This is a genomic window from Streptomyces sp. NPDC088097 (genome assembly GCF_044741845.1).
GTDB lineage: Bacteria > Actinomycetota > Actinomycetes > Streptomycetales > Streptomycetaceae > Streptomyces.
The window spans coordinates 56,117-81,161 of the sequence record NZ_JBIUTJ010000016.1 but is presented as its reverse complement, the minus strand read 5'-3'; the positions used below and the strand labels follow the sequence as shown (position 1 = coordinate 81,161).

The 25,045-nt window shown below is 71.9% G+C and carries 19 protein-coding genes and 1 tRNA gene; 2 read left to right on the top strand and 18 right to left on the bottom strand.

The genetic code is table 11. The features are described from left to right. Positions 1 to 20: 20 nt before the first annotated feature. From ACIOD1_RS30225 to ACIOD1_RS30215, 3 genes are all read right to left on the bottom strand, one after another. Positions 21 to 443 (bottom strand): type II toxin-antitoxin system death-on-curing family toxin, encoded by a 423-nt coding sequence (locus ACIOD1_RS30225; RefSeq protein WP_401905884.1) that lies wholly within the window; start codon positions 441 to 443, stop codon positions 21 to 23. Next, a complete protein-coding gene (locus ACIOD1_RS30220) occupies positions 440 to 640 on the bottom strand; it encodes a hypothetical protein (protein ID WP_401905881.1) in 201 nt (66 codons plus the stop codon). The genes ACIOD1_RS30225 and ACIOD1_RS30220 overlap by 4 nt, the downstream gene beginning before the upstream one ends. Positions 641 to 727: 87 nt before the next feature. Then, a complete protein-coding gene (locus tag ACIOD1_RS30215; protein WP_365624271.1) occupies positions 728 to 2,182 on the bottom strand; it encodes an MFS transporter in 1,455 nt (484 codons plus the stop codon). A 182-nt stretch (positions 2,183 to 2,364) separates the two neighbouring features. On the opposite strand from ACIOD1_RS30215, the gene ACIOD1_RS30210 reads away from it, so the two are divergent. Continuing rightward, a tRNA-Cys gene (locus ACIOD1_RS30210) sits at positions 2,365 to 2,436 on the top strand. A 100-nt stretch (positions 2,437 to 2,536) separates the two neighbouring features. Here ACIOD1_RS30210 and ACIOD1_RS30205 read toward each other — a convergent pair. From ACIOD1_RS30205 to ACIOD1_RS30150, 12 genes are all read right to left on the bottom strand, one after another. Then, a complete protein-coding gene (locus tag ACIOD1_RS30205; protein WP_401905878.1) occupies positions 2,537 to 3,241 on the bottom strand; it encodes a hypothetical protein in 705 nt (234 codons plus the stop codon). After that, complete coding sequence (locus ACIOD1_RS30200; protein WP_401905875.1) at positions 3,238 to 5,589, bottom strand: hypothetical protein; 2,352 nt, start codon at positions 5,587 to 5,589, stop codon at positions 3,238 to 3,240. The genes ACIOD1_RS30205 and ACIOD1_RS30200 overlap by 4 nt, the downstream gene beginning before the upstream one ends. A gap of 8 nt (positions 5,590 to 5,597) precedes the next feature. Continuing rightward, positions 5,598 to 6,014 (bottom strand): hypothetical protein, encoded by a 417-nt coding sequence (locus ACIOD1_RS30195; RefSeq protein WP_365624277.1) that lies wholly within the window; start codon positions 6,012 to 6,014, stop codon positions 5,598 to 5,600. A gap of 22 nt (positions 6,015 to 6,036) precedes the next feature. After that, positions 6,037 to 7,230 carry a type VII secretion-associated serine protease mycosin gene (gene mycP, locus ACIOD1_RS30190; RefSeq protein WP_401905872.1) on the bottom strand — a complete coding sequence of 398 codons (1,194 nt, stop codon included), beginning with the start codon at positions 7,228 to 7,230 and terminating at the stop codon, positions 6,037 to 6,039. A 21-nt stretch (positions 7,231 to 7,251) separates the two neighbouring features. Beyond that, positions 7,252 to 8,709, bottom strand: a complete 1,458-nt coding sequence (locus ACIOD1_RS30185) for a WXG100 family type VII secretion target (protein ID WP_401905870.1) — start codon at positions 8,707 to 8,709, stop codon at positions 7,252 to 7,254. Then, positions 8,709 to 9,203, bottom strand: a complete 495-nt coding sequence (locus ACIOD1_RS30180) for a DUF2563 family protein (protein WP_401905868.1) — start codon at positions 9,201 to 9,203, stop codon at positions 8,709 to 8,711. Before ACIOD1_RS30180 ends, ACIOD1_RS30185 begins: the two co-directional genes overlap by 1 nt. 121 nt (positions 9,204 to 9,324) lie before the next feature. Next, positions 9,325 to 11,637, bottom strand: a complete 2,313-nt coding sequence (locus ACIOD1_RS30175; RefSeq protein WP_401905978.1) for a xanthine dehydrogenase family protein molybdopterin-binding subunit — start codon at positions 11,635 to 11,637, stop codon at positions 9,325 to 9,327. 44 nt (positions 11,638 to 11,681) lie between these two features. After that, positions 11,682 to 14,042 carry a 2Fe-2S iron-sulfur cluster-binding protein gene (locus tag ACIOD1_RS30170; protein WP_401905865.1) on the bottom strand — a complete coding sequence of 787 codons (2,361 nt, stop codon included), beginning with the start codon at positions 14,040 to 14,042 and terminating at the stop codon, positions 11,682 to 11,684. Then, a complete protein-coding gene (locus ACIOD1_RS30165) occupies positions 14,039 to 14,947 on the bottom strand; it encodes an FAD binding domain-containing protein (RefSeq protein ID WP_365624287.1) in 909 nt (302 codons plus the stop codon). The genes ACIOD1_RS30170 and ACIOD1_RS30165 overlap by 4 nt, the downstream gene beginning before the upstream one ends. Positions 14,948 to 15,447: 500 nt before the next feature. Next, complete coding sequence (locus ACIOD1_RS30160) at positions 15,448 to 17,085, bottom strand: beta-N-acetylhexosaminidase (protein WP_401905863.1); 1,638 nt, start codon at positions 17,083 to 17,085, stop codon at positions 15,448 to 15,450. 157 nt (positions 17,086 to 17,242) lie between these two features. Then, complete coding sequence (locus ACIOD1_RS30155; protein WP_281211013.1) at positions 17,243 to 17,527, bottom strand: DUF3039 domain-containing protein; 285 nt, start codon at positions 17,525 to 17,527, stop codon at positions 17,243 to 17,245. A gap of 28 nt (positions 17,528 to 17,555) precedes the next feature. After that, a complete protein-coding gene (locus ACIOD1_RS30150) occupies positions 17,556 to 18,116 on the bottom strand; it encodes a YqgE/AlgH family protein (protein WP_365624291.1) in 561 nt (186 codons plus the stop codon). A 263-nt stretch (positions 18,117 to 18,379) separates the two neighbouring features. Here ACIOD1_RS30150 and murA point away from each other — a divergent pair, with 263 nt between their 5' ends. After that, entirely contained in the window at positions 18,380 to 19,717 is a 1,338-nt protein-coding gene (murA, locus tag ACIOD1_RS30145) for a UDP-N-acetylglucosamine 1-carboxyvinyltransferase (protein WP_356875250.1), read from the top strand. Between the two features lie 192 nt (positions 19,718 to 19,909). Here the strand turns inward: murA and ACIOD1_RS30140 are convergent, their stop codons facing one another. The 3 genes from ACIOD1_RS30140 to ACIOD1_RS30130 form a co-directional block, all read right to left on the bottom strand. Next, positions 19,910 to 20,191, bottom strand: a complete 282-nt coding sequence (locus ACIOD1_RS30140) for an HU family DNA-binding protein (protein ID WP_007264399.1) — start codon at positions 20,189 to 20,191, stop codon at positions 19,910 to 19,912. A 398-nt stretch (positions 20,192 to 20,589) separates the two neighbouring features. Then, complete coding sequence (locus ACIOD1_RS30135) at positions 20,590 to 21,993, bottom strand: NAD-dependent malic enzyme (RefSeq protein WP_365624294.1); 1,404 nt, start codon at positions 21,991 to 21,993, stop codon at positions 20,590 to 20,592. A gap of 503 nt (positions 21,994 to 22,496) precedes the next feature. Continuing rightward, positions 22,497 to 24,803 carry a UvrD-helicase domain-containing protein gene (locus ACIOD1_RS30130; RefSeq protein ID WP_365624296.1) on the bottom strand — a complete coding sequence of 769 codons (2,307 nt, stop codon included), beginning with the start codon at positions 24,801 to 24,803 and terminating at the stop codon, positions 22,497 to 22,499. Between the last annotated feature and the right edge of the window lie 242 nt (positions 24,804 to 25,045).

Below are 25,045 nucleotides of genomic sequence, written 5' to 3'. Positions count from 1 at the left end.
CACGGCGGGCCGTTGCCCGCTCACAGCGCCCGCAGACGTCCCGCGATCACCGCGATCTCGCTCTCCCGCCCGGCCGCCACGTCGATGACCAGGTCGTACGCGGTGTCCTGGTCGGCGTCGGCGAGGTCCACCCCGTTCACCGCGAGGAAGGTCGCCGCCGCGAGCCAGGCGGTGCGCTTGTTGCCGTCGACCAGGGGGTGGTTCGTGGCGATCCCGTGCAGCAGCGCGGCGGCCTGCTCGTACGGGTCCGCGTAGGCCGGGGTCCCGAACATGCGACTGCGCGGCCGGTGCACCGCCGACTCCAGGAGCCCGGCGGCACGCAGCTCGACCGGCTGGTCCCGGGCGAGGCAGGCGTGCCGGGCGAGGTCGAGGACCTCGGCGAGGGTCAGGTGGCGCACGGGCGGCGCCGCCTCCACCGACCGGGCCGCCTCGCGCGCGTTCACCGGCCGAGCCTCTCCAGCAGCGGGGCGTGCCGGCGGGCCAGCCGGGCGGCCTCGACCCCGACGCGCTCGCGCTCGGCGCGCAGGAGGTCCCGTACGGCGTCCAGGGCGAGGGCCTCGGGGGTGCGCCCGGTGGCGTCGGCGAGGTCCACGAGGGCGGCCCTCTCGGGGTCTGACAGGCCTGTGGGCAACTCGTTCATGCCGCGAACCTAGCCGCTCCCGCCGGCCCGTTTCCCGGAATTTCCGGCTCGCCGGCGGCTGGGCCCCGGGCCTTCGCGGGCGGGATCTCAGACCTGCGCGCCGTCCTTCGCCGGTCGCTCGTCCAGCCGGGTCGCGACCCAGGCGCCCACCAGAGCCACCACGGCCATCGGCAGGAACACCGCCAGGAACGCGCCGGGGTGCGCGGCCGAGCCCCCCTCGGTGACGGCGTGCCCGGCGCCGACCGCGCCGCCGCCCAGCGCGGCGAAGGCGGCGCCGCCGGCGGCGAGCAGCACCACGTTGGCCAGGGCGTCGGAGATCTGCAGGGCGGCGGAGTTCGCGCCGGCCTCCGCGGGCGGCGACAGCTTCATCAGCAGGACGCCGGTCGGGCCGATCACCAGGCCCATGCCGAAGCATCCGACGGCCCAGGCCAGGGCCAGGGTCCACACCGGGACCGACTCGATCAGCACCGCCGGGGCCGCCGCGATGGCGACGGCCACCATCAGCATTCCGCCGACCATCATGCGCTCCCGGTGGGGCACCATCCGCCCGACGGACTGCACCCAGGACCCGGCCGCCCAGGTGAGCCCGCCGAGCGCGAGCGAGAAGCCGGCCAGGGTGGGGCTGAGGCCGCGCTGGGTGACCAGCATCAGCGGCACGAAGCTCTCGGCTCCGACGAAGGCCCCCGCCGCGACCCCGCGCAGCAGCACCACGGACGGCAGCCCGCGCCGGGCGAGGTAGGTCCCGCGCGGCATGAGCCCCCGTACGGCGGGGACGAGCAGGGCCACGCCCACGGCTCCGGGCAGCAGCGACAGCCAGCGGAGGTCTTGGGCGGCGTACTGGAGCAGCCCGGCGCCGGCGGAGATCCCGAGGGCCAGCCCGATCCGCCGGCGGTCGAAGGCGGCGGGCTCCCCGACGGGGCCCGACGCGCTGCGCCGGATCGCCGGCAGGGCGATGACCAGCGGGACGACGACCAGGACGGGGATCCCGAGGAACACCCACCGCCAGCCGAGGTGCTCGGTGACGCTCCCGGCGGCCAGCGGCCCGACGATCGACGGCACGATCCAGCTCGCGGCGAAGGCGGCCATGATGGCCGGCCTCAGCCGCTCCTCGTAGGCCCGGCTGACCACCACGTAGAGGGCGACGATCGCCAGCCCCCCGCCGAAGCCCTGCACGGCCCGCCCGAGCACGAACACCCACATGACCCCGGCCGTCCCGGACACCACCAGCCCGGCGGCGAAGACCCCGATGGCTACGGTGAGCGGCCTCAGCGGCCCCCGCCGGTCGGCCCACTGGCCGGCCAGGACCATGCCGAAGAGGCTGGTGGTGAAGTAGGCGGAGAACCCGAAGGCGTAGAGCCCGATCCCGTCGAGGTCGCGCGCGGCGACGGGCATCGCCGTCCCGACGGCGATGGCCTCGAAGGCGATGAGGAAGATGACGGAGACCATCCCGATGGTGAGCGCCCGGTACTCCGGTGCCATGACGCCGCCCTGCGGGGGCGGGGCGGGGGCGGTCTCGGCAGTCCGGGGTTCAAGGGCGCTCATCGCCCCAGAGTAAGGTCCGTACCGCGCCGGCGCCCCTGTCACATGGACGGATCTTGGACCGATCTCCCCTGGTCCCCGGGACCTAGGACTGTGAACGCACCATGTCAGTCCCGTTGCGTACCGCCCGTCCCCCTTCCCCACCCCGGGGCCCGCCCGTAGGTTCGTGTCCATCACCACCTCACAGCCGTGTGCCCGAGTGGTTGAGGGACTCGCCTGCAAAGCGAGTTACGCCGGTTCGATTCCGGTCACGGCTTCAACGGCGGCCGCTCAGGAACCACCCCTGAGCGGCCTTCGCCATGTCCGGACCACGGGACACGGGCCTCGCCCCGTGCCGCCCGTCGGCGCCGCGCTCGCTCAGGTCCCGGTGGCCGGCGCCGGCAGTCCGTCCGCCCGGTCCGGGAGTCCCCCGCCGTCGACGCATCCCAGCCCTTTGGCCACGGCCAGGGCGGCGGAGTGGGTGACCGCCGCGTAGTCCGGCCGCAGCACCGCCTCGCCCTTGCTCTCGTCCCAGCGTTCCTGGAACCGCAGCCTGATGCGCAGCGGAAGCTCGGGAGTCGAGCCCACCCGGACGCTGACGCAGTCGTAGGCGAGGAGGAACTGCTTCGGCTCGACCGCGACCCGCACCCCGCTGTCGCCCGCGCCCGGCGAGTCCGGTGGATCACCGGCGAGCTTGCTGTAGGCGCTGAAGGAAATCCGCACCGTGGGGGTGTGGGCCTCCTTGGGCGACCCGACGGCTTCGCAGATCGGGACGGGCATGTCCCGGATCTTCCCTCCCGATCGATAGGCGTCCGCCATGGCCTGCGCGACGGCCCGGACGTCCGGGTTCTTCCCCTCGTCCCTGATCCGGAAGTCCTCGGATTCGAGCACCCTCTTCAGGGCCTCCCCGCCCTCGCCCTCTAAGAGCCCGGCGCAGACCCGCCCCACGTCGACCTTCGTCGGAGCCGAAGCCAGGACCGGCGGCTCCGCCTCTCCCGTGGAACAGCCCGTGAGCGCCCCACCGAGGACGAGCAGACCGAGAGCGGGGCTCACCGTCAGGTTCCGTACGCGACGACCGTTCATCCGACGCCCTCCGTCTGCGACTCGTGACCCTGCTGGCGGGCGATGGAATTGCCCCTCATGTAGCCGCTGCTCATCGACTCGATGAAGTCGTTGCCGAAGTCGCCGTTCGGGTCGACACCGTGGCGTTCCATGAACTTCCGCATCGGCGCCTCCGCGCTGTGCTCACCGGCCTGGAACATCTCCTTGTTGCTGTCGTGCGTCGCGCCTTCGCTCTTGTCCTTGTGCTTCTCCACCGCCTCGTTGGACCACTCGCCGATGACCTGCCCGATCGCCTGCTCCACGGCGCCGCTGCCCGTGTCCACGGCCAGCGGAACGATGATCGCCGCCGCTCCGGCCGCGGCGGCCGTGGCGGGCAGGAAGGCGACGCCGGCCGCGAGCGCGGCCGTGGAACCGAACTCGACCCAGGACGATTGCTGCTCGTGTGCCTTCTCGTAGGCCTCGTGCTGCTTCTCTCCGACGCCCCTGACCTGATCCGCCCTGGACTCGTCGAGAATGCCCTGCACTTCGGCGGTGGTACGGATCGTCGCCCGAGCCCGGCCCTCGTCGATCTTGCCGTCGTGGTCGACCTGGCCCTCCAGAACGCTCGCGGAGTAGACACGTTCGGCGGCGGACACCGTGGCGTACGCGTCGGGGTGCTGCCCCAGGGCCGCGATCAGGTCTCGGGCATCCTTGCGTTCGAGGTTCGCGTGCGCCTGCTTGTCACCGTCGCGCGGGGCGAAGACGCTCTGATCCCCATGGCCGTCCAGTGCCTGGTTGACGTCGTCGATGTACCCGGCGGTCATATGGCTCAGGCTGTCCGCGAGCACCTCTTGATGTTTGAGCAGTACGGCATCGCCGCCGTACTTCACCGCGGTCGCCTCCATCACCCGCGCCCCGGTCTCGGTACGGTTGAGAACCGCTTCCGGGTCATCCCACGCGTGGCCGAGTGTCGCGGCCTCCAAGGCGTGCCCCAAGGCGTCGGGCATGTACTTCTCGACCTTCTTGAGGTCGTCGACGTTCGTGCCCTCCATGTCGATGGTGTAGTCGTACTTCTCGTTGCCGAAGAAATCGAGGTAGCCGGTGACGGGCTTCCCCTTGGCGTCCTTGCCCAGCCCGGGTTCACCCGACTTGACCGTGCCGTCCTGGTTGTAGGCGGGCAGGGGCTCGCGCTCGGGGTCGAAGAACTGGGCCGCCGCCTCCGGGCTGTGCCCCAGCGCTTCCAAGAAGCTCACCACGGGGTCGTAGCCGGCGCCGTTGACGCCTGACGGGTTGAACAGGTTCTTGCCCAGTCCGTCCAGGCGCCGGGTCCCGTTGAAGAAGTCCGGATCCTTGGCGTGGAGCTGAGTGGCGTGCTCGGCGATCGGCACGAGGAACTTCGGGTCGTAGTTTCCGTAGCGCATGATGCCGCCCAGCAACTGGTACCCGTAGGGAGGGTTCTGGTCGTATTTCGCCAGCGGGATGTGCTGGGCCCCGAGCTTGCGCAGCTCTTGGGCGTAGCTGTCGGGCAGGTGCGGCTCGGTCTTGGAGTTGGTGGCCGTGGCGAGGTTGAGCCCCAGGTTCTTCTGGAGCTCTTGAACGTCCTTGAGTCGCTGCTCGTCGACTTTGCCCCACTCATGGGTGTCGGTCGACATGTAGCCGAAGAATTCAAGCGCGCCCTTGGGACCCATGCCTTCGTAGAACTTCGTCGAGAACTCCGGCGCTTTGGCGTTGTCCGCCAAGAGTTCGTTGAGTTCCGCCAACTCGGCGTGAGAGAGGTCCCGGCCCTTCTTCGCCAGGTCGACCGCGTGGCCCGCCTGCTCGGCGGTGAGGCTGGAGTACTTCGGGCCGCTGAAGTTGTGGTCCTCGGACAGATTGGCGTTCAGCAAGCGGGCCAACGACTGGTCCGTGTCGTCACATGCGTCGATGACGGCGTCGATCTGGGCCTGCCATTTCGGCAGGTTGACCCGAATGGACTCCTGGTAATCGGGATCGTGCCGGGCCGCGGTGCGCTCCGCTTCGGTCTCCAGGGGGGCGGCGGAGACCTTGCCCTTGCCGTCGATCCGAAAGCCCGCGGCGGGAACGTCCACCTCGGAGAGCTGTTTGAGCCTGTCCCGGGACGTTTTGAACGCTTCATGCGCCTGGGCCAACGCCTGGTGAACACCCTTGGCCTCTTTGGCCGCGTCCTCGAACTCCTTGGCCGTCTTGTCGACGAACGGCCGCGCCACTCCCGCCGTGACCCCGCTCCACTCGGCCTTGTCCGACGTGGCCTTCATACCGTTGCGGGCGTTCTCGGCCAGCTCCCCCAGCTTGGAGACCATGGCCTGCCAGTCACCGGCGGCCGTCTGGAGCTTGTCCAGGGGGGCGTTCAACACGTTCTCGTACGTCAGCACGGCGCCCCCTACTTCAGGTATTCGTTGAGCTTGGAGGTAGTGAACTCCGCGTAGAGCTGTTGCTCTTCCTTGTTGTGGGAGGAGAGCGCGTAGTTCAGGCCGTTGGAGATCTGGGCGCAGGCGGCGACGAGCGTCTTGACCTGGCTCTCCCACCGCGTGTGCGCCTTGGCGAGGGCCGCGCCGCTCGCGAAGCCCTCCTTCGACAGCGCACCGGCCGCCTCGGTGGTGGCGGTGGCGGCGTGCCTTCCGTCGGTCTGGAGGCGGGAGTGGAGCTTGTGGGCCTCGGAGCCGATGGCGCCGATGTGGTCCTGGTTGATGGTGAGGTCGGCGCCGCCGCCGCCGCTGCCGCCCGGGTCGGTGGGAACCGAGTTCAGCCTCAAGGAGGCATTCGCCCGCGCGGCCGCCCATTCCTCGTCGAACGACATCGCGTGTACTCCTGTGGTCAGGTCAGCGGTTGGTTCGGTTGGTCCTGCGTACGACGACGGCCGTGACCGCGCCACCGATGAGCAGGCAGGCACCCACCCCGAGGGCGATCCAGGGAAGCGTGCCGAGGCCGTCGTCCTGCGATGCGGAGGCGGCGGCCTGCGGCGCGGGCGACCGGGGCGTCTTCTCCCCGCTGGAGGGGGCGGGCGAACCGTTGCCCTTGCCTTCGGCGGCGGCCAGGTCGGGCAACGGGAACACGTCCGCGGGCCCGGGGTCCCCGGGGGTCGGAACCGCGATGCGGGGCCGCACGGCCCCGTACCCGACGGAGTCGTTCCGCATGGCTCCGTCCTCGGGCTTCCCGGCGGTGTTCAGGAGAACGCGGAGGATCTGGTTGTTGGTCCAGGTGGGGTGAGCGGACCAGAGCAGCGCGGCGGAGGCGGAGGCGAGGGCGGACGCATCGCTGGTGCCGCTACTGGTACAGAGCCCTGACTTCGCTGAACAGGCGGTGACAATGTCAATTCCGGGGGCGGACAAGTCGACCTGTGAGCCGCGCTGCGACTCCTTGGTGACGCTGCCGTCAGGATTTACCGCACCGACCCCGACGACGCCGGGAGTGGCCGCCGGATACTCAACCTGATTGGTTGATGCACCATCATTCCCGACTGCCGCGAAGACCAGTTTCCCTTTGGCCAGCGCGTACTTAACGGCAGCAGAGCGTCCCTCGTCGTCTTTGGCGGACCCGTCCATTCCCAACGAAACGTTGATGACTTTGGCCTCCGAGTCAGCCGCATACCGAATGGCAGCAGCCCAAGAAGGCGTTGCCCTGACCATCTCGTGCGGTACGCGAATGGGAAGGATCTTCGCCCCTGGCGCCAGACCGTACGCTCCGTCACCACTCGGATGCTTGCCGGTACCCGCGATCAAGGCGGCCATCGATGTGCCGTGACCGTTGAACGGCGCGCGCTCGTCTCCGTCGTACCCCTCGGCAAAATCCTTACCTGGGAGAACCTGACCTTCGAGTTCTGGAATGCGACCGACACCGCTATCGATAACGGCGATGGTCACCCCTTTACCCGTGCTGGACTTCCAAATATCTTCGGCTTTCATGGCGCTTAGGTGCCACTGCTGTTCCCGGATGCTCTGTGCATGGGCCGGGGTCGCGGCGACCCCGGCCAGCAGCAGACCCACCAGGGCCGAGGTCGCTTTCCGCATGCGCATCCCGTGCAACGTCCGATCTGCTTAGTCGACTACCGGCGGGACAACACGACGGTCGCCCTGCCAGGTCTCTTCGTCCTCGGCCAGGTAGTCCGGGCGGTCGCCCCCCTGGTTTCCACGCCGGTTTCCTGGAGCGCGGGTGCCGGGACCGCCGTGGCCCATCGCCCCGCCCGCCATGCCGGCACTTCCTCCGCGTACGAGTCCGGAACCGCCCTGGGTGAATGCCTGGCCACCCGCGACCGGTCGACCACCAGGAGCGGCCTGGCGGCCCCCGACGACACCTCCCGGTTCCACGGCCAGCCGACGACCGGCTACCGAACCGCCCGATGGCCCGTGCGGGCCACCAGCACCGCCGCCGCCCATCATTCCGCCACCCATTCCGCGGCCGAGGGGAGACTGTGCACCTTCCGCACCGATGACCGTCCCACGCGGGATTCCAGCGCCGGGGCCGCCAGACGACACCGGTCGCCCTCCCATGATGCCGGTGTCTCGCGGAGGCATATTGACAAGGCCACCGACCTTGCCGCCAAGCGCACCACCTGGAGACCTTGTAGCCGGCAGGGTGACACCACCAACAGCGGGGAGAGAACTGCCGCCAACAGAAGGAAGCGTCAGGGGCGGGATCATCCCGCCTGGAGTAACTCCGCTGTTCGGACCAACGGGTCCTACTCCGCCGGGCACGCCCATGGTCGGAAGTGAAGTTTCCGGAGGGGTCGCAACATGGTCGAGGCCCACGTTGACCGCACGATCGGGCAGAGGCAGCGTAAGTCCGTTCGCATGCACGGTCGTCGGTGGCAGCCCATTTTCATGTGCCATGGAGCCGGTGATACCGCTGGGTGCAGAGGTACGATCCGCCCCACCTCCTGAGGACTCAGACCCCGGACCCCCGGAATAGGAACCCTCAGTGGAGCCTCCGGAACGGGGCCTCTCCAAGTCAGTGCTTCGTTCGCCCGGCGCAAAAACCTGAGGCGGCGGCGGGAACGTCGGGGCTTCCGTCTTGCCCAGTTGCGTCGACGACGCCTCGTACGACTGCGCCAGCTTCGTCAGTTGCTGGACCGCCAGTTGGTGGTCTCCGCTCAGCTTCGAGTGGGCCGTCTGGCCGATCTTCTGGGCGTCCGGGTCGTTGTGGAACTCGTGCGCCGCCGCCAGGTTCTCCGCCGCCGCCGTGTCGTACTTCGGGGTGTTGGCCTTCACCTCGATCATCGTCTGGGCGGCTTCCGCCATCCACTTGCCGCCCGCGGCGCTGTAGTCACCCAAGCGAAGCGTGGCGCTGCCGGCCTGGCCGACCCAGTCCTGGAAGGACCGGGCGGCCTCGCCCTCCCAGCCCTCCACCCTGTGCTCCTTGAGGCTCTTGCCGATTTCCTTGATCGTGTCGGCGGCCGTCGTCAGCTGAGTGGCGCGGGACGTGACGGTCTCCGCGTCCAAGGAGGCGATCATGGCGAGCAGCTGCTCGTGCGTGTAGCCCTCGAAGTTCGTCGCCATCAGATGTTGCCCTTCGGATCGGCCCGCTGCTTCGCCGCTTCCTTCTGCTGCTCGCTCGCCAGCGGGTCACGGTCCGCGACGTAGGCCTCCTTGGAGTCCTTGACGATCGTCCGCATCCGCGCCTGGGTCTCCTCGTCCACGCCCGCGTAGCCCTTGCCACCCGTGAGGATCGCGATGCCCAGACCCTCGATCTGGGCCGCCAGGCCCTGTGAGAGGTTCTGGAGTTCCGTATGCACCGTCGAGTACGCCTTGAACAGGGCGTCCGCCTCCGCGAAACCCGTGCCGAGAGTGCCCGTCGGGAGGGTGCCGTGCGAGAGGCGCTTGTCGGCGGCCTCGGACCCGTCGAGCTTCTCCAGGAGGCCGTCGACCAGCTTCTTGTAGCCCGCCATGGACTCGTACTCGACCGCCAGCGCCCGGGCTTGGCCCATCAGCGCGTCCGCCACGAACCCCGCCTGGTTCCCCAACAACAGTGCCGGCCCGTTCTCCGTCGCCACTCTGCTCTCCCCCGTTCCGCATCCCCGTTCGCACCCGCACGCACCGGGTGCCACCGATCACTCTAACGATCGGCGCCCACAGTCCCAAGCTCGGGTTGCACGTGCAATGCAGGTCACACGGTTACGAGTTGGGCACCGCCACCGCCGCGGATGGCCGAATCGGGATCCTGTTCACGGGGCGGCCCGTCGCCGCGCGTACCGCCGAGGCGATCGCCGCCGGGGTCGTCACCACCGGGACCGCGCTCGCCGCCTTCGCGCCGAACGGGGCCACCACGTCTCGCTCCTCGACCAGGCGGACGATGCGGACCGCCGGGGCGTCCAGGGAGGTCGGCAGGGCGTACCCGGTGAGGTCGGGGTGGCGGACCAGGCCCGAGACCGAGCGGAGGTTCTCCGTCAGGGCCGCGCCCACGCCCTGGGTGACGCCCGCCTCGATACGGGCCTCCAGCTGGCGGGGGTTGAGGATGCGGCCCACGTCCTGGGCCACCGCCAGTTCCACCACGCGCACCGAGCCCAGTTCGATGTCCACGTCGACCACCGCGCGGATCGCGCAGAAGGCGAGGCCGACGAAGGCGTCGCCCTGGCCGTCCGCGTCCAGCGGCTCCGTCGGGTGGGGGCGGCACTGGGCCGTGGCCCAGAGCTCCTTGCCCTCTATCGCCTCCGCGACGGTCATCGAGAAGGCCCCGTCGTACGACGTGATCCGGCCATCCGTGATCTGTAGCAGTTCGAGGGACATGCCGAGCTTGGCCGCCATCGGCTGGAGGAGCTGCGTACGGACCATCTTCGCCGCCCGCTCGACCGCGCCGCCCGAGACCCAGGTGTGGCGGCCGTGCGCCGACGCGCCCGCCGGCGGCTGGTCGGTGTCGACGGGGGCCGTGGCCACCTCGTCGACGCCGAGGACCTCCTGGACGATCTGGCGGGCGAGGGTGGCGAAGCCCTGGCCGGTGTCGACCGCGGCGCAGATGACGGTGGCGGCGCCGTCGACGACCTTCACCGTGGCGGTGGAGACCTCGTCCGTGCCCTCCGCTCCGAGCATGTGGACCATGCCCACGCCGTAGCCGACGCCCCGTCGCACCGCGCCCGGTTCGCCCGCGCCCTCGGGGCCGCCCGGCAGCAGCCACTCCTCCTCGGGCGTGTCCTTGGGCAGGGACGGCAGGGGGAAGTCGCGCACCGCGCGCAGGAGTTCGGCGACGGGGGCCGGGCAGGTCACCGTCTGCCCCGTGGGCAGCAGGTCGCCGGTGGCCAGGACGTTGCGCAGGCGCAGCTCGGCGCCGTCGATGCCGAGGGCGGTCGCGAGCTTGTCCATCTGGCCCTCGTACGCGGCGCAGACCTGCATGGCGCCCTCGCCGCGCACGTGCCCCGACGGGGGGTTGTTGGTGCGGACGGCCCAGCCCTCCACGAAGGCGTGCGGGACCACGTACGGGCCGCACGCGAACGCCACCGCCGCCGCGAGGGACTCCGAGGAGGCGTCGGCGTAGGCGCCGGCGTCCATCAGGATCTGGGCCTCGACCTTGACCAGGCGGCCCTCGGCGTCCGCGTGGTGGCGGTAGCGCAGCATCGTCGGGTGGCGGTGGGCGTGGCCGAGGAAGGACTCCTCGCGGGTGGCGGCCAGTTTCACGGGGTGGCCGGTGCGCAGGGCGAGCAGGCCGAGCGGGAGCTGGAAGGCGGGGTCCTCGCGGTCCCCGGTCGCGCCGGGGACGCCGGTGACGACCACCCGGACCCGGTCCGGCTCCAGCCCGAAGCAGGCGGCGGCCAGGTCGCGGTCGGTGTGCGGATCGGTGGAGGCGGTGTAGATCTCCACGCCCCCGTCGGGTCTCGGTACGGCGAGTCCGGCCTCGGCGCCGATGGGCGCGGGGTCCTGGCGGCCGATGCGGTAGAGGCCCTCCACGACGACCTCGCCGGTCGCCTCGGGGTCGCCGTAGCGCAGCGGGATGTGACGGATGAGGTTGCCGTCGGGGTGCAGGGGGGCCGCGCCGAAGGACTGTTCGGGGTCCGTGACGGCGTCGAGGAGCTCGTACTCGACCGCGATGGCGGCCGCGGCGAGGCGTGCCGTGTCGGGGTGGTCGGCGGCGACGGCGGCGATGGGCTCGCCGTGGTGGCGCACGAGGTCGTGGGCGAAGACGGGCCGGTCGGCGATGCGGCGGCCGTGCGTGGTGGCGCCGGGGACGTCGGCGTGGGTGATGACGGCGCGGACGCCGGGCATCTCGACGGCGGCCGAGGTGTCGATGGAGAGGATCCGCGCGTGGGCGTGCGGGGAGCGCAGGACGGCGGCCCACAGGAGGCCCTCGGCCCACAGGTCGGCGGCGTACGGGAAGGTGCCCTCGCTCTTGGCGCGGGTGTCCGCGGCGGGGACGGAGGCTCCGATCCCGCGCTCGGGGCGCGCTCCGCCGTCCGATCCGGCGCCGCCCGTGCCGCCGGTGTCACCGACGCCGCTCAGGTTGGTGAGCGTCGTCGTCGTGGCCGTGGCCGCGTCCTGGCCGCTCACGCCGTGCCTCCGTCGTACTGGGTGTCGTCGTACTGGGTGCCGTGGGTGCCCTGTGTCCCCTGAGGACCGTGGGGTCCCTGGGTGCCGTGGAAGCCGCCCTCACCGGGCGGTGCCTGGTGCGGGATGCGTGCCTCGCCGGCCGCCTCCGCGGCCGAGCGCTCCGCTGCCGCCCCGCGCTCGGCGACGACGTCGTGGACCGCTTCGATGACGCCCCGGTAGCCGGAGCAGCGGCAGAGGTTGCCGCAGAGCGCCTGCCGGGTCTCCAGGTCGCTGGGGGCGTGGTTGCCCTCCAGCAGGTCGTGGATGGTCATCGCCATGCCGGGTACGCAGAACCCGCACTGCACCGCGCCCGACCTGCACAACGCCTGCTGCACGTCCGATGGTTCCCCGTCGGTCGCGAGCCCTTCGACGGTGCGGACCTCGCTGCCGGCCGCGGTCGCCGCGGGCACCAGGCAGGAGGCGACGAGCCGGCCGTCGACCTGCACCGCGCAGGCCCCGCACTCGCCCTGGGAGCAGCCGTCCTTGGCGCCGGCCAGACCGAGCCGCTCGCGCAGCACGTAGAGCAGGGACTCGCCGATCCAGGCGCCGGTGACGGGCCGGTCGGCGCCGTTGACGCGCAGGACGTACGAAGCCGAGGGGTGCTCGTGATGGGCGACGGCGGGCTGTTCCTCTTCCTCGTACGTCGCCTCCTGCCCCGGGAAACCTCCGGCGTCGCCCTCGCCCGGAGCCACCACGGCAGGGTCGGGAGCGTCCTCGCCCGGCGCCGGCGCGCCCCCCGCCCCGGCCGGGGCGAAGGCGGGCTCACCGAACGCGGCCTCGACGGCCACGGCCTCCCCCGCAGCGGGCTCACCTGAAGCGGGCGCACCGAGAGCGGGCTCACCGGTAGCGGGCGCCTCACCCTCGAACGGGGCGGTCACGGCCGGGTTCTGGTTCTCGGCCGCGGTCTCGGCGAAGCCGTGCCCGTGCCCCTCCGACCCGTCCGCGTCGGCGTCCGCGTCGGCGGCTTCGGTGTCGTCCGGACGCGGACGTTCCTCCTGGACCGGCGTCGCGGCCGGGCCGTGGGCGGCCTCGATGTCGGCCGGGGCCTCGTGCGCCACGGCCTCCGGCTCCGGCCCGGGTTGCGCGTGGACCTCCGGCAGCGGGGTGCCCACTCCGGGCCCGCCCAGCACCCTCGGACCGCGCCCGGGAGCACCCGCCCCCGGACCCCCGCCGCGCCGTGCGGGGTCCTCACCCTCGCCGGGCAGCATCCCGGCACTCATCAGCGTCTCGGATCCGGCCCCCGGAGCGCTCCCGGCGGCGGGATGGCCGGCCTCGTACGCGTCGAAGGCGCCCGGTGCCGCCCAGGGGGCCGCGGCCCCGCCCGGCAGGGTCGCGGGGGCCTGGCTCCAGTCGGCGTCGTAGGCGCCGCCCCGGAAGTCCCCGGGCTCGGCGTGGAATTCGGCGGGGAGACCGATGTGGGCAGCGTGGCCCGTCTGGATCCCGTAGGCCGCCTGACCCAGCTGACCCGCCTGACCGGCTTGGCCCGCCTGGACCTCGTGCCCGCCCTGCCCCTCGTGCCCCTCGTTCCCGCCCTGCCCCTCGTGCCCGCCGAACGACTCCTGGCCACCGAACGACTCCTGGCCACCGAACGTCTCGTGCCCGCCGAACGTCTCCCGACCGCCGAACGCACCCTGGCCGCCGAACGTGTCTTGGCCCCCGTACGTCTCCTGGGCCTCGTAAGACCCCTGACCGCCGTACGTCTCCTGGGGCTCGCGCGCCTCGTACGCCCCGTAGGCCCCGCCCGTCGGCAGGTTCCACTGCCCGGTGGCCGCCTGCTCGTCGGGCTGCTGCGCCGCCTCGGGGAAGTGCCACTCGGCCGTCGAGATCGGATCCGGATCGACGTGCCCGCCCTGCGAACCGTGCCCGCCCTGCGCACCCTGCCCGCCCGGCGCCGCCCGGTCGGACCCGGCAGGGTCCCCGTAGACGGCCTGGACGGACGAGGGCAGCGGGACGGAGGCCGGGATCGGGCCCCGGGCCGGCGCGGCCGCCGAGGCGCCCGGCCCGCGGCCGGAGGACGCCGGAGCGCCCGCCTCCGGCCACTGCACCGGGATCGTCCACGTGCCCGTGGCGGTGGGGTCGGCGCTGCCGGAGCCCAGGGGCACGATCATCGGCGGCGGCACGTAGCCGTGCCCCGGGGCCGCGAGCGGCTCCCCGGAGTCGAGGGCGTCCAACATCTCCTGCGGGAGCTTCACGAAGGCCGTGGACTCGGAGTCGTACTCGCCGCCGTGCGGCACCGGCTCCCATCCCCAGCCGGGCCCAGCGTGCCCGGCGTGCCCCGTGTCCCCAGTCGTTCCGCTCACGTTCTCGTTCTCACTCATGAGGTCAGTGCCCTCCCCAGGGCCCTGCGCGCCAGCACGGCCACCGTCCGCCGCAGATGCAGTACTCCGGAGGACACCGGTTCCCCCTGGTCGGGCACGCAGGCGGCGGCGACGTACTCGCCGAAGGCCTCCAGTGCCTCGGGGGCCAGGCCCCGGTCCCCGTCCCAGTCGATCAGCGAGGCCACCCACTGTTCGGCTTCCAACGGCCGCAGCGGCATCGGGGCCACCGCGCCGATCGCGCACCGCACGCCACGGCGCGCGGGGTCCAGTACGAGCCCCACGGAGGCGACCGCGCGCCCCGGGCCGGTCCGGCCGGTCGCCTTCAGGAAGACCTGCGGCGCGTGCAGCAGCGGGACCCGGACGAATCCGATCAACTCGCCCTGCCGGAGCATCTCGCGGCCGGCCAACAGGTGGGAGACGGGGATCTCGCGCGAGCCCTCGGGCCCGACGATGACCAGCACCGCCTCCAGCGCGGCCAGCACGGGCAGCGCGTCACCGGTCGCGGCGGCGGTGGCGATGTTCCCACCGAGGGTGCCGGCGTTGCGGATCTGCGGCGGGCCGGCGGCGCGGGCCGCGGCCGCGAGCGCCGGGATGAGGGCCGCGAAGTCGGGCCGTCCCATCCGGGCGTGCGTCAGTCCGGCGCCGAGCAGCGCGTGTCCGTCCTGGTACTGCCAGCCGCGGATCTCGTTGATCCGACCCAGGCCCACCAGCGCGGCGGGCCTGAGCAGCCCGGCGTTGACGGCCGCCATGAGGTCGGTGCCACCGGCGACGGGGACGGCCGCGGGCATGGCGGCCAGTGCCGCCACCGCCTCGTCGAGCGAGGCGGGCAGCGTCACGGACTGCGCCGCCTGCGGTGTGTGCGGCCCCTGAGCCGAATGCGGTGCGTGCGGTGCGTGCGTGGTCAACCCAGCTGCCCCTTCCCGATGTCCCGGTCCCGGCGCTCACGCCTGTCCGCCGTACGGTACGTGCTCACCGCCGGGACGTGGCAACTCTGGCACATCTTCGAGGCCGCCCGGCGCGAGGGTCTCCCCTGCTCCGGTACGCCACCACCGGACCGGCCGGCCGGCCCCGGCTCCGGCCCGGACACGACCCGGACACGGTCGGGGCACGGCCCGGACACGCGCCGCGAGCCGACCCGCGATCCGGCCCGCGATCCGGCCCGCGAACCGCCCTGGGAACGACCCCGGAGGGGCTGTGTACGGCATCCACCCGAACGCCCGTTTTCCTCCGGATACGCCTCGTTCGAGAGAGAGTTCCAAAGGTTTCCGAAGAGTTCCGCTTCCGGTCGGACGACGCCGGGAGGGCGCCGGAACGACGCGGGCAGGACGCCGGGGCGGCACCCGGCGCCCGACCGGCACCACCCCTCGCCACCCGGCACCACCCCGCGCCACCCCGCGCGCCCGGATCACACGATCGGAGGCTCGCCCTCCTTCGGGCGCCCCAGCACCCCGGGGCGCCGCTGCCACGGGAGCGGGCCGCCCGGCGGCCGGTACTCCACCCCCAGGGCGTCCAACCGCGCGTAGTGGGACGTCATTCGGGCCTCGAAGCCCGCGTAGTCCCGGGATTCCGGTTCGGGCAGGTGCGACCACACCGTTTCCGCGAAGGCCGCCAGCCGGGGGAACACCTGGTAGTCCACCCGGCTCTGGTTCTCCATCACCTCGGTCCACACGTTGGCCTGGGCGCCCAGCACGTGCGCCGCGGCCCGTGCGTCCAGCTTCGGCGGCACGGGCTCGAAGCGGTACACGTCCTCCAGCGAGCGCACGTATCCGATGGGCACCGGCTCGTCCGCGCCGTCCGCCTGACGGTGGTCCAGGTACACCTGCTGCTCGGGACACATCACCACGTCGTGGCCGGCCTCGGCGGCGGCGATCCCGCCCGCGTACCCGCGCCAGGAGGACACGGCCGCGCCCCGCGCGAGCCCGCCCTCCAGGATCTCGTCCCAGCCGATGAGCCGACGCCCGCGCTCGGCGAGCCAGCGGTCGAAGTGCCGGATGAACCAGGACTGGAGACCGTCCTCGTCGCCCACGCCCAGCTCGCGGATCCGCTCCTGCGCCGCCGGGGAGGCCTTCCACTGCGCCTTGGGGCACTCGTCGCCGCCCACGTGCACGAAGGGCGAGACCTCGACGGGGAACAGCTCCAGCAGTTCCTCGAACACCCCCTCGTAGAACCGCAGCACGGCCTCGGTGGGCGCGAGCACGTTCTCGTTGACCCCCCAGTCGTCCCACACCTCCAGGGCGGCGGTGTCCACCACGTCGACGTTCCCCAGCTCGGGATAGGCGGCGATGGCGGCCTGCGAGTGCCCCGGCAGGTCGATCTCCGGAACCACCCGCACGTGCCGCTCGGCCGCGTACGCGACGATCTCGCGGAGGTCGTCCCGGGTGTAGAAGCCGCCGTGCGGGGTCTCGTTCCACAACGGCGACGCCCGGTGGCCCCACCGGCTGCGCGCCCGCCAGGCGCCCACCTCGGTCAGCCTGGGGTGGCGCAGGCTCTCGAACCGCCACCCCTGGTCGTCCGTCAGGTGCAGGTGGAGCACGTTCAGCTTGTGCGCCACGAGCAGGTCGATGTAGCGCAGCACCCCGTCCTTGGGCATGAAGTGCCGGGCGACGTCGAGCAGCATCCCGCGCCAGCCGAACCGGGGGGCGTCCGAGATCTCCGTCGGCAGCAGGCTCCAGGCGGTCCGCCCGGGCAGCGGCGCCCTGCGGTACGCGTCGGCGCCGAGCAGCTGACGCAGCGTCTGGGCGCCCCAGAACAGCCCGGCCGCGCCGCCGCCCGCGAGGTCCACCCCGCTCCCGTCGACCGTGAGCCGATACCCCTCGGGGCCGAGGTCCTCGGCGACGACCGGGTCGATGGCCAGGCGTACGTCGCCCCGCGCGCCGGGGGTGTCCGGCAGGTCCCAGCCGGTGGCGGCGCCGATCTCGCGGCGCAGCCAGCGCGCTGTGGCCTCGGTGCCCGGTCCGGCGGAGAGCGTCGGTCGGGGGCCGAACACGTAGGGGGTCGCGCCCTCGCGCGGCGCGGCGACCCGGGGTGCGGGGATCAGGTCCATGCGGCAGCAGCCCTTCGAAGGGTGTTGCACCCTGCGCAACACCCGTTCCGCAGAGCGCTCGTCCCCCCGACCCTAGCCCTCCCCCCGGGCACGCAGAAGGCCCCCGGGCGCACTTCCGCGCACCCGGGGGCCTTCGTCGGCAGGCTCCAGGACTTCCCTACTTGTCCTTGCCGCCCTTGTCCTTGTCGCCGCCGGCGCCCATGGACTCGTAGATCTCCTTGCACATGGGGCAGACGGGGTACTTCTTCGGGTCGCGACCCGGAACCCAGACCTTGCCGCAGAGCGCGACGACGGGGGTGCCCCCGAGCGCGCTCTCCATGATCTTGTCCTTCTGGACGTAGTGGGCGAAGCGCTCGTGATCGCCGTCACCGTGGGACACCTGTGGCGTCGGCTCTACGAGGGTCCCCGTACCAGTCCCGCGATCGGGCTCAAGAGTGCTCATGAATCCAGGGTACTGAACGGCACCCGACTCAGTTCAGCGACGGGTCGTCCAGATAGGTGGCCACCATCGCCAGCTCGCTGCGCTGGCGGCGCAACACCGCCCGCCACAGCCGTTCGGGGTCCGGGAAGCAGACGTCGCCCGGTTCGGAGTCGACGACGTACCAGGCTCCCCCGCCCAACTCGTCCTCCAGTTGGCCGGGCCCCCATCCGGAGTAGCCGGCGAAGATGCGCAGGCCGCCGAGGGCGGCGGCGAGCAGTTCGGGCGGCGCCTCCAGGTCGACCAGGCCGATCGCCCCGTGCACCCGGCGCCACCCGAGGGGCCCCTCCTCGCCCGGGATCACCGCGATCCCGAGCGCGGAGTCCAGCGCCACGGGGCCGCCCTGGAACACCACGCCCGGATCACCCGCGAGCGGGGCCCAGGGGAGCAGGATGTCGCGGACGTCCACCGGAGTGGGCCGGTTGAGGACCACGCCGAGCGAGCCCTGCTCGTCGTGATCGAGCAGCAGCACGACCGCACGGTCGAAATTCGGGTCCGCGAGGGCGGGGGTGGCGACGAGCAGCCGCCCTGTGAGGGAGGACACCTCGGTCATGGCGACATGATCTCGCACAATGGCCCTTCCGGGGGAGCGAACGGCCGTCCGTGATCGTGCGCAGCTCAGGGCGCACGGCGGCAAGCGGGAGCGCGCGCCGTCACGAACGCCGGAACGCAACGCTCCGCCACCTTGTCGACACCGTGGGTGCTGTACCGAATTCATGACAGTCCTACGGCCACGTCAGCCATACAAACAAGGGGGTGGTGGCGCTTACCCTTTTCCCTGGCCCCCCGCCCACCCCTCTCCGGAACGCGAGATCCATGACCGGCAACGATGTCCTGCTTGTCCACGGCGGTACCCCGCTCGAGGGCGAGATCCGTGTCCGCGGCGCGAAGAACCTCGTGCCGAAGGCCATGGTCGCCGCTCTCCTCGGCAGTGAACCCAGTCGGCTGCGCAACGTCCCCGACATCCGCGACGTGCGCGTCGTGCGCGGACTGCTCCAGCTGCACGGCGTGACCGTGCGCCCCGGCGAGGAGCCGGGCGAGCTCGTGCTCGACCCGACCCACGTCGAGAGCGCGAACGTCGCCGACATCGACGCCCACGCGGGTTCCTCCCGGATCCCGATCCTCTTCTGCGGTCCGCTGCTGCACCGCCTCGGCCACGCCTTCATCCCGGGCCTGGGCGGCTGCGACATCGGCGGCCGGCCGATCGACTTCCACTTCGACGTGCTCCGCCAGTTCGGCGCGACCATCGAGAAGCGCGAAGGCGGTCAGTACCTGGAGGCCCCGCAGCGCCTTCGCGGTTGCAAGATCCGTCTGCCCTACCCCTCGGTCGGCTCGACCGAGCAGGTCCTGCTGACGGCGGTCCTGGCCGAGGGCGTCACCGAGCTGAGCAACGCGGCCGTCGAGCCGGAGATCGAAGACCTCATCTGCGTCCTGCAGAAGATGGGCGCGATCATCTCCGTCGACACCGACCGGACCATCCGGATCACCGGTGTGGACCGTCTGAGCGGCTACAACCACAAGGCGCTCCCGGACCGCCTGGAGGCCGCCTCGTGGGCTTCCGCGGCCCTGGCGACCGGCGGCAACATCTACGTCCGCGGGGCGCAGCAGCGCTCGATGATGACCTTCCTCAACACGTTCCGCCGGGTCGGTGGCGCGTTCGAGATCGACGACGAGGGCATCCGCTTCTGGCACCCGGGCGGCCCGCTGAAGGCGATCCACCTGGAGACGGACGTCCACCCGGGCTTCCAGACCGACTGGCAGCAGCCGCTCGTGGTGGCCCTGACGCAGGCCTCGGGCCTGTCGATCGTCCACGAGACGGTCTACGAATCCCGTCTGGGATTCACCTCGGCGCTCAACCAGATGGGCGCACACATCCAGCTGTACCGGGAGTGCCTGGGCGGCAGCGCGTGCCGTTTCGGCCAGCGCAACTTCCTGCACTCGGCGGTCGTGTCCGGGCCGACGAAGCTCCAGGGCGCCGACCTGGTCATCCCGGACCTGCGCGGCGGGTTCTCGTACCTGATCGCGGCGCTGGCGGCCGAGGGCACCTCGCGGGTGCACGGCATCGACCTGATCAACCGCGGCTACGAGAACTTCATGGAGAAGCTCGTCGAGCTGGGCGCCAAGGTCGAGCTGCCCAACGGCGACCTGGTCTGATCTTCCCCTTCCGGGGCCCCACGGGGCCCTGGAAGGCCCTCTGCGGCCCCACAGGGGCCCGTACGGGGCCGGAACGACCGAAGGGCGGCCACCCCACTGGGGTGGCCGCCCTTCGGCGTTCACGTGCTGTTCCACGTGCTACGTACCACTGCCGTCCCGGGGGCCTGCGCGGCCCCCGGCACAAGGGCGGTGTTACTTGCCCTTGGCGGCTTCCTTGAGCTTGGAGCCCGCGGAGACCTTCACGCTGTAGCCGGCCGGGATCTGGATGGGGTCGCCGGTCTGCGGGTTGCGCGCGGTGCGAGCGGCACGGTGGGTGCGCTCGAAGGTCAGGAAGCCGGGGATGGTGACCTTCTCGTCGCCCTTGGCGACGATCTCGCCGACGGTCTCGGCGAGCGCGGCCAGAACGGCGTCGGCGTCCTTGCGGGTCACCTCGGCGCGCTCGGAAAGAGCGGCCACCAGCTCACTGCGGTTCATGTTGTACTCCCGTGTTCAACTTGCCTTAGAGGCGTGAGATCGAAGCCGATGCTGCCAGGGCCCTCGGACAGTCCCCGGACCCGGGTCTGAACGTCAGACCCTCTCGCCCGGTTACGCATCCTGCCCCCACCAGCGGCGGGAAAGCCAATCCGGCACCCGCCAGGGTCACACGAAAAGCGCCACAGTCACGCCGCGGTGACGCTCCGTCCGCACCAGGGGCCAGGCTCCGGTGGATGACCGGTGGATGCCGGTGAATGCCGTTGGATGCGGACCACGGGCCACGCGGGGCATCCCCGCAACCCTAGAGGCGCCCCGGGGGGCTCGCATCCCGCGACGCGCCGGGGGCGGGGCGTGGGACCCGTCACAGGCCCCCCGCCCCGACCGGGCGCACCGTTGGGCTATCCGGCGGTGGCGGCCTTGCGGACGGCTCCGGCGACGGCGCCCGCGACCTTGTCGTTGAAGACCGACGGGATGATGTAGTTCGCGTTCAGCTCGTCCTCGCCGACGACGTCGGCCAGGGCGGTCGCGGCGGCCAGCATCATGTCGGTGTTCACGGTCCGCGACTGGGCGTCCAGGAGGCCGCGGAAGACGCCGGGGAAGACCAGCACGTTGTTGATCTGGTTCGGGAAGTCCGAGCGACCGGTGGCCACGACGGCGGCGGTCTGACGGGCGACCGCCGGGTCCACCTCGGGGTCCGGGTTCGCGAGCGCGAACACGATGGCGGCGTCCGCCATGGCGGCGACGTCCTCGCCGGAGAGCACGTTCGGGGCGGAGACGCCGATGAAGACGTCGGCTCCGACCACGGCCTCCTTGAGGGTGCCGGTGTAGCCCTCGGGGTTGGTGTTGTCCGCGATCCAGCGCAGCGGGGAGTCCGGGGCCGCGTCGACGAGGTCGGGGCGGTCGGCGTGGACGACGCCGTGGATGTCGGCGCTGACCGCGTTCTTGACGCCCGCCGCGAGGAGCAGCTTGAGGATGGCGGTACCGGCCGCGCCGGCGCCCGACATGACCACCTTGACGTCGCCAACGGCCTTGCCCACCACGCGCAGCGCGTTGGTGAGGGCGGCGAGGACGACGATGGCGGTGCCGTGCTGGTCGTCGTGGAAGACGGGAATGTCGAGGGCCTCGCGCAGCCGGGCCTCGATCTCGAAGCAGCGCGGCGCGGAGATGTCCTCCAGGTTGATGCCGGCGAAGCCCGGGGCGATGGCCTTGACGACCGCGACGATCTCGTCGGCGTCCTGGGTGTCGAGGCAGATCGGCCAGGCGTCGATGCCGGCGAAGCGCTTGAAGAGCGCGGCCTTGCCCTCCATGACCGGCAGGGCGGCCATCGGGCCGATGTTGCCCAGGCCCAGGACGGCGGAGCCGTCGGTCACGACTGCGACGGAGTTGCGCTTGATCGTGAGGCGCCGTGCGTCCTCGGGGTTCTCCGCGATGGCCATGCACACGCGGGCCACGCCCGGGGTGTAGATCATCGAGAGGTCGTCGCGGTTGCGGATGGGGTGCTTGGACGACATCTCGATCTTGCCGCCGAGGTGCATCAGGAAGGTTCGGTCGGAGACCTTGCCCAGGCTGACGCCCTCGATGCCGCGCAGCTTCTCGACGATCTCGTCGGCGTGCGCGGTGGAGGTCGCGGCGATGGTGACGTCGATGCGGAGCTTCTCGTGGCCGGACGCGGTCACGTCGAGGCCGGTGACCGATCCTCCCGAGGACTCCACGGCGGTGGTGAGCTGGGAGACCGCGGTACCGCTCGCGGGCACTTCCAGACGGACCGTCATCGAATACGAGACGCTGGGCGCCGTTGCCATGGCCGTGTTCCTCTTCTGTCCCTGGTGTCGCTGTACGCAGGGCCCGCACACGGCAGGCGTGGCAGGTCCCGTTGTCCGATCGTCCCACCTACCAGCCGGTACAAGGTAACCAGCTACAAACTTCGGAAAGACTCTTCCACCATACGAGATTTCCAGGGGCTTCGGAATGGTGGGTTAATACAAAACAGGTCCGCGCCCTCCACAAGTGAAGGGCGCGGACCTGGTGAAAAAACCTGCTGTGCCTACTGACGTCTACGACACCGACCCGCCATGCTCGCCTCGCGGCAAGTGGTCGCTCTAGGCGACGAAGGTTGGGCCCGGGGGCTTGGATCGAGCCGGTGTCGTAACCAGGCTAACAAAGGATCGCCGAATGTGATCCCCCGTCCCGCGAGTCGGTATCGGGCTCACGCGCGTGGCGGCGGGCCATCCGGCCCCGCGCACGCCCTCGGGCGCCGCGCGAGCCCCCGCGCGACCCCGCGCACGCGACCCCGACCGCACGCCCCTCAGGGCCGCAGCAGCTCCGGCACCCCCGCCTCGTCCGGGCGGTCCCCGGCGGCCGAGACCACCGTGAGCTGCTGCGTCGCGCGCGTCAGCGCCACGTAGAGCACCCGCAGACCCGCCGGGGACTCCGCCGCGATCTCCGCCGGAGAGACCACCACGGTGGCGTCGTACTCCAGACCCTTGGCCTCCAGGCTGCCCAGCGCGACGGCCCGCCCGCCGAGGTCGGCGAGCCAGTCCGCGGCCTGCGCCCGCCGGTCCATGGCCACGACCACGCCCACGGTGCCGTCCACCTGCTCCAGCAGCCGCCGGGTCTCCTCGTGGACGGCGGCGCCCAGGTCTTCCCCGGAGGCCGTGAAACGGGGCTCCAGGCCCGTGGAACGGACCGCGGTCGGCGGCTCCATCCCCGGCATGGCCAGCTTGAGCACGCGGGTGGCCACCTCGGCCACCTCGGCCGGGTTGCGGTAGTTCACGGTCAGGGTGAACCGCCGGCGCGGCCGGCTCCCCAGGGCCTCGTCACGGGCCGCCGCCGCCTCCTGCGGATCGGTCCACGAGGACTGCGCCGGGTCCCCGACCACCGTCCAGGTGCCCATCCGGCCCCGCCGGCCCACCATCCGCCACTGCATCGGCGTCAGGTCCTGGGCCTCGTCCACGATCACGTGGGCGTACTCGGTGCGCTCCGCCGCGATCCGCTCGGCCCGCTCCCACTGGGTCTCCTCGCGGGTCGGCATCAGCTCCTCCAGCCCGCTGAGCTGGTCCAGGGGGTCCATCTCGCGCCGCCGCTTGGGGCGGGCGGGCGCGCCGAGGAGCTGCTGGAGCTCGTCCAGCAGCGCCACGTCGTGCACCGACAGGGGCCCCTTGCCGTCGGGACCGACCCGGCGCAGGGAGCGTGCCAGCTGGCGCGTCTCGCGCGGGTTGAGGTCCCGGCGCGACCAACGGCCCAGACGGCGGTCGTCGGCCATGGCCGCGAGCACCTTGCGCGGGGTCAGCTCCGGCCACCAGGCGTTCAGGAACTCGATGAACGCGTCCTCGGTGGAGATGTCCTCGTCGAAGGCGGACCGCAGCTCGGCGGCCAGCTCCGGGTCGCTGTGCCGGCCCGACTGCCCCGACTTGGAGTACAGGGCGTCCAGGAGCAGCTTGCGGGCGCGCGGGCGCAGCAGGTTGACCGGGGCGGTTCCGCCCAGGACGTTCTGCCGGATCCGGTTGAGGTCGGAGGCCTCCAGCTCCTGGCGCCGGCCGAAGGCCACCACGCGCAGCCGGTCGGGGGCGCTCCCCAGCTCCAGCGCGCCGCGCACGGCCTTGCGCAGGACCTTGAGCATCCGGGAGGAGCCCTTGATCCGGGCCACGGAGGGATCGTCGTACGTGGTCGCCTCGGCCCCGTCGACGAGCGAGCCGAGCGCCCGGATGGCGACCTGCCCCTCCTCGCCGAGGGAGGGCAGGACGCCCTCGGTGTAGGCGACGAGCAGCGGCGTCGGGGAGACGATCAGGATGCCGCCGGAGTAGCGACGGCGGTCCTGGTAGAGCAGGTAGGCGGCCCGGTGCAGGGCCACGGCGGTCTTCCCCGTGCCGGGTCCTCCGGCCACCTCGGCGACCGAGGCGGCGGGCGCCCGGATGACGAGGTCCTGCTCGGCCTGGATGGAGGAGACGATGTCCCGCATCGAGTGCGTACGGGCCCGTCCCAGCGCCGCCATCAGCGCGCCGTCCCCGATGACGGGCAGCTCGCGGCCGTCGAGGGAGGCGGTGACCTCGGGACGCATGAGGTCGTCCTCGACGCCGAGCACCTTGCGCCCCTTGGACCGGATCACCCGGCGACGCACGACGCGGCCGGGGTCCTTGGGGGTGGAGCGGTAGAACGGCGCGGCCGCGGGGGCGCGCCAGTCGATGACGAGCGGCGCGTAGTCGGTGTCGAGCACCCCGATCCGCCCGATGTGCAGGGTTTCGGCGATGTCGGCGGTGAGGTCGGCGCGGATCGCGTCCTCGGCGGGTTCGACGGAGGTGTACGCCCCGTCGGAGCCGCGGTCCCCGTCCTTGCCGAGGACGAGGTCGATCCGGCCGAAGAGGAAGTCCTCGAACTCGTTGTTGAGCCGGTTGAGGTGGATCCCGGCGCGGAACACCTGCGCGTCGCGTTCGGCGAGGGCGCCGGGCGTCCCCACCTGGCCACGCTTGGCGGCGTCGTTCATGAGGAACTCAGCCTCGTGGATCTTCTCCTCAAGGCGTCGGTACACCTGATCGAGATGCGTCTGCTCGACCGCGATCTCCCGATCGCGGACGGAATCCGCCGTGCTGTCGACAGCGGCATTCTGCGCGGCCACCAAGGCCCCCTTCTGACGTGCATGGGCGACCGTCAACCGTACGCGAACCAAGGCCCCTCCGCACGCCCGTTCCGCGCGCCGGACGAATCGTCCCTGCGGCGGGGGGGGTGGGGCGGGGATGGGGGGAACCTCGGCGGGGTGTGTGCGGGGCGGTCTCTCGGAACGTTTGGGGGTTTCCCGCCAGTCCACTGTCCTTCCGTGCCGGTCCGGTCCCTCAAGGGCGCTCACTGCGTTCGCGTCGC

Excerpts from the sequence above, each read along its gene's own strand:
- ACIOD1_RS30220 (WP_401905881.1), bottom strand. The coding sequence starts at position 640 with ATGAACGAGTTGCCCACAGGCCTGTCAGACCCCGAGAGGGCCGCCCTC.
- ACIOD1_RS30215 (WP_365624271.1), bottom strand. The coding sequence starts at position 2,182 with ATGAGCGCCCTTGAACCCCGGACTGCCGAGACCGCCCCCGCCCCGCCC.
- ACIOD1_RS30205 (WP_401905878.1), bottom strand. The coding sequence starts at position 3,241 with ATGAACGGTCGTCGCGTACGGAACCTGACGGTGAGCCCCGCTCTCGGT.
- ACIOD1_RS30195 (WP_365624277.1), bottom strand. The coding sequence starts at position 6,014 with ATGTCGTTCGACGAGGAATGGGCGGCCGCGCGGGCGAATGCCTCCTTG.
- mycP (WP_401905872.1), bottom strand. The coding sequence starts at position 7,230 with ATGCGCATGCGGAAAGCGACCTCGGCCCTGGTGGGTCTGCTGCTGGCC.
- ACIOD1_RS30185 (WP_401905870.1), bottom strand. The coding sequence starts at position 8,709 with ATGGCGACGAACTTCGAGGGCTACACGCACGAGCAGCTGCTCGCCATG.
- ACIOD1_RS30170 (WP_401905865.1), bottom strand. The coding sequence starts at position 14,042 with ATGAGTGAGAACGAGAACGTGAGCGGAACGACTGGGGACACGGGGCAC.
- ACIOD1_RS30160 (WP_401905863.1), bottom strand. The coding sequence starts at position 17,085 with ATGGACCTGATCCCCGCACCCCGGGTCGCCGCGCCGCGCGAGGGCGCG.
- ACIOD1_RS30155 (WP_281211013.1), bottom strand. The coding sequence starts at position 17,527 with ATGAGCACTCTTGAGCCCGATCGCGGGACTGGTACGGGGACCCTCGTA.
- ACIOD1_RS30150 (WP_365624291.1), bottom strand. The coding sequence starts at position 18,116 with ATGACCGAGGTGTCCTCCCTCACAGGGCGGCTGCTCGTCGCCACCCCC.
- murA (WP_356875250.1), top strand. The coding sequence starts at position 18,380 with ATGACCGGCAACGATGTCCTGCTTGTCCACGGCGGTACCCCGCTCGAG.
- ACIOD1_RS30140 (WP_007264399.1), bottom strand. The coding sequence starts at position 20,191 with ATGAACCGCAGTGAGCTGGTGGCCGCTCTTTCCGAGCGCGCCGAGGTG.
- ACIOD1_RS30135 (WP_365624294.1), bottom strand. The coding sequence starts at position 21,993 with ATGGCAACGGCGCCCAGCGTCTCGTATTCGATGACGGTCCGTCTGGAA.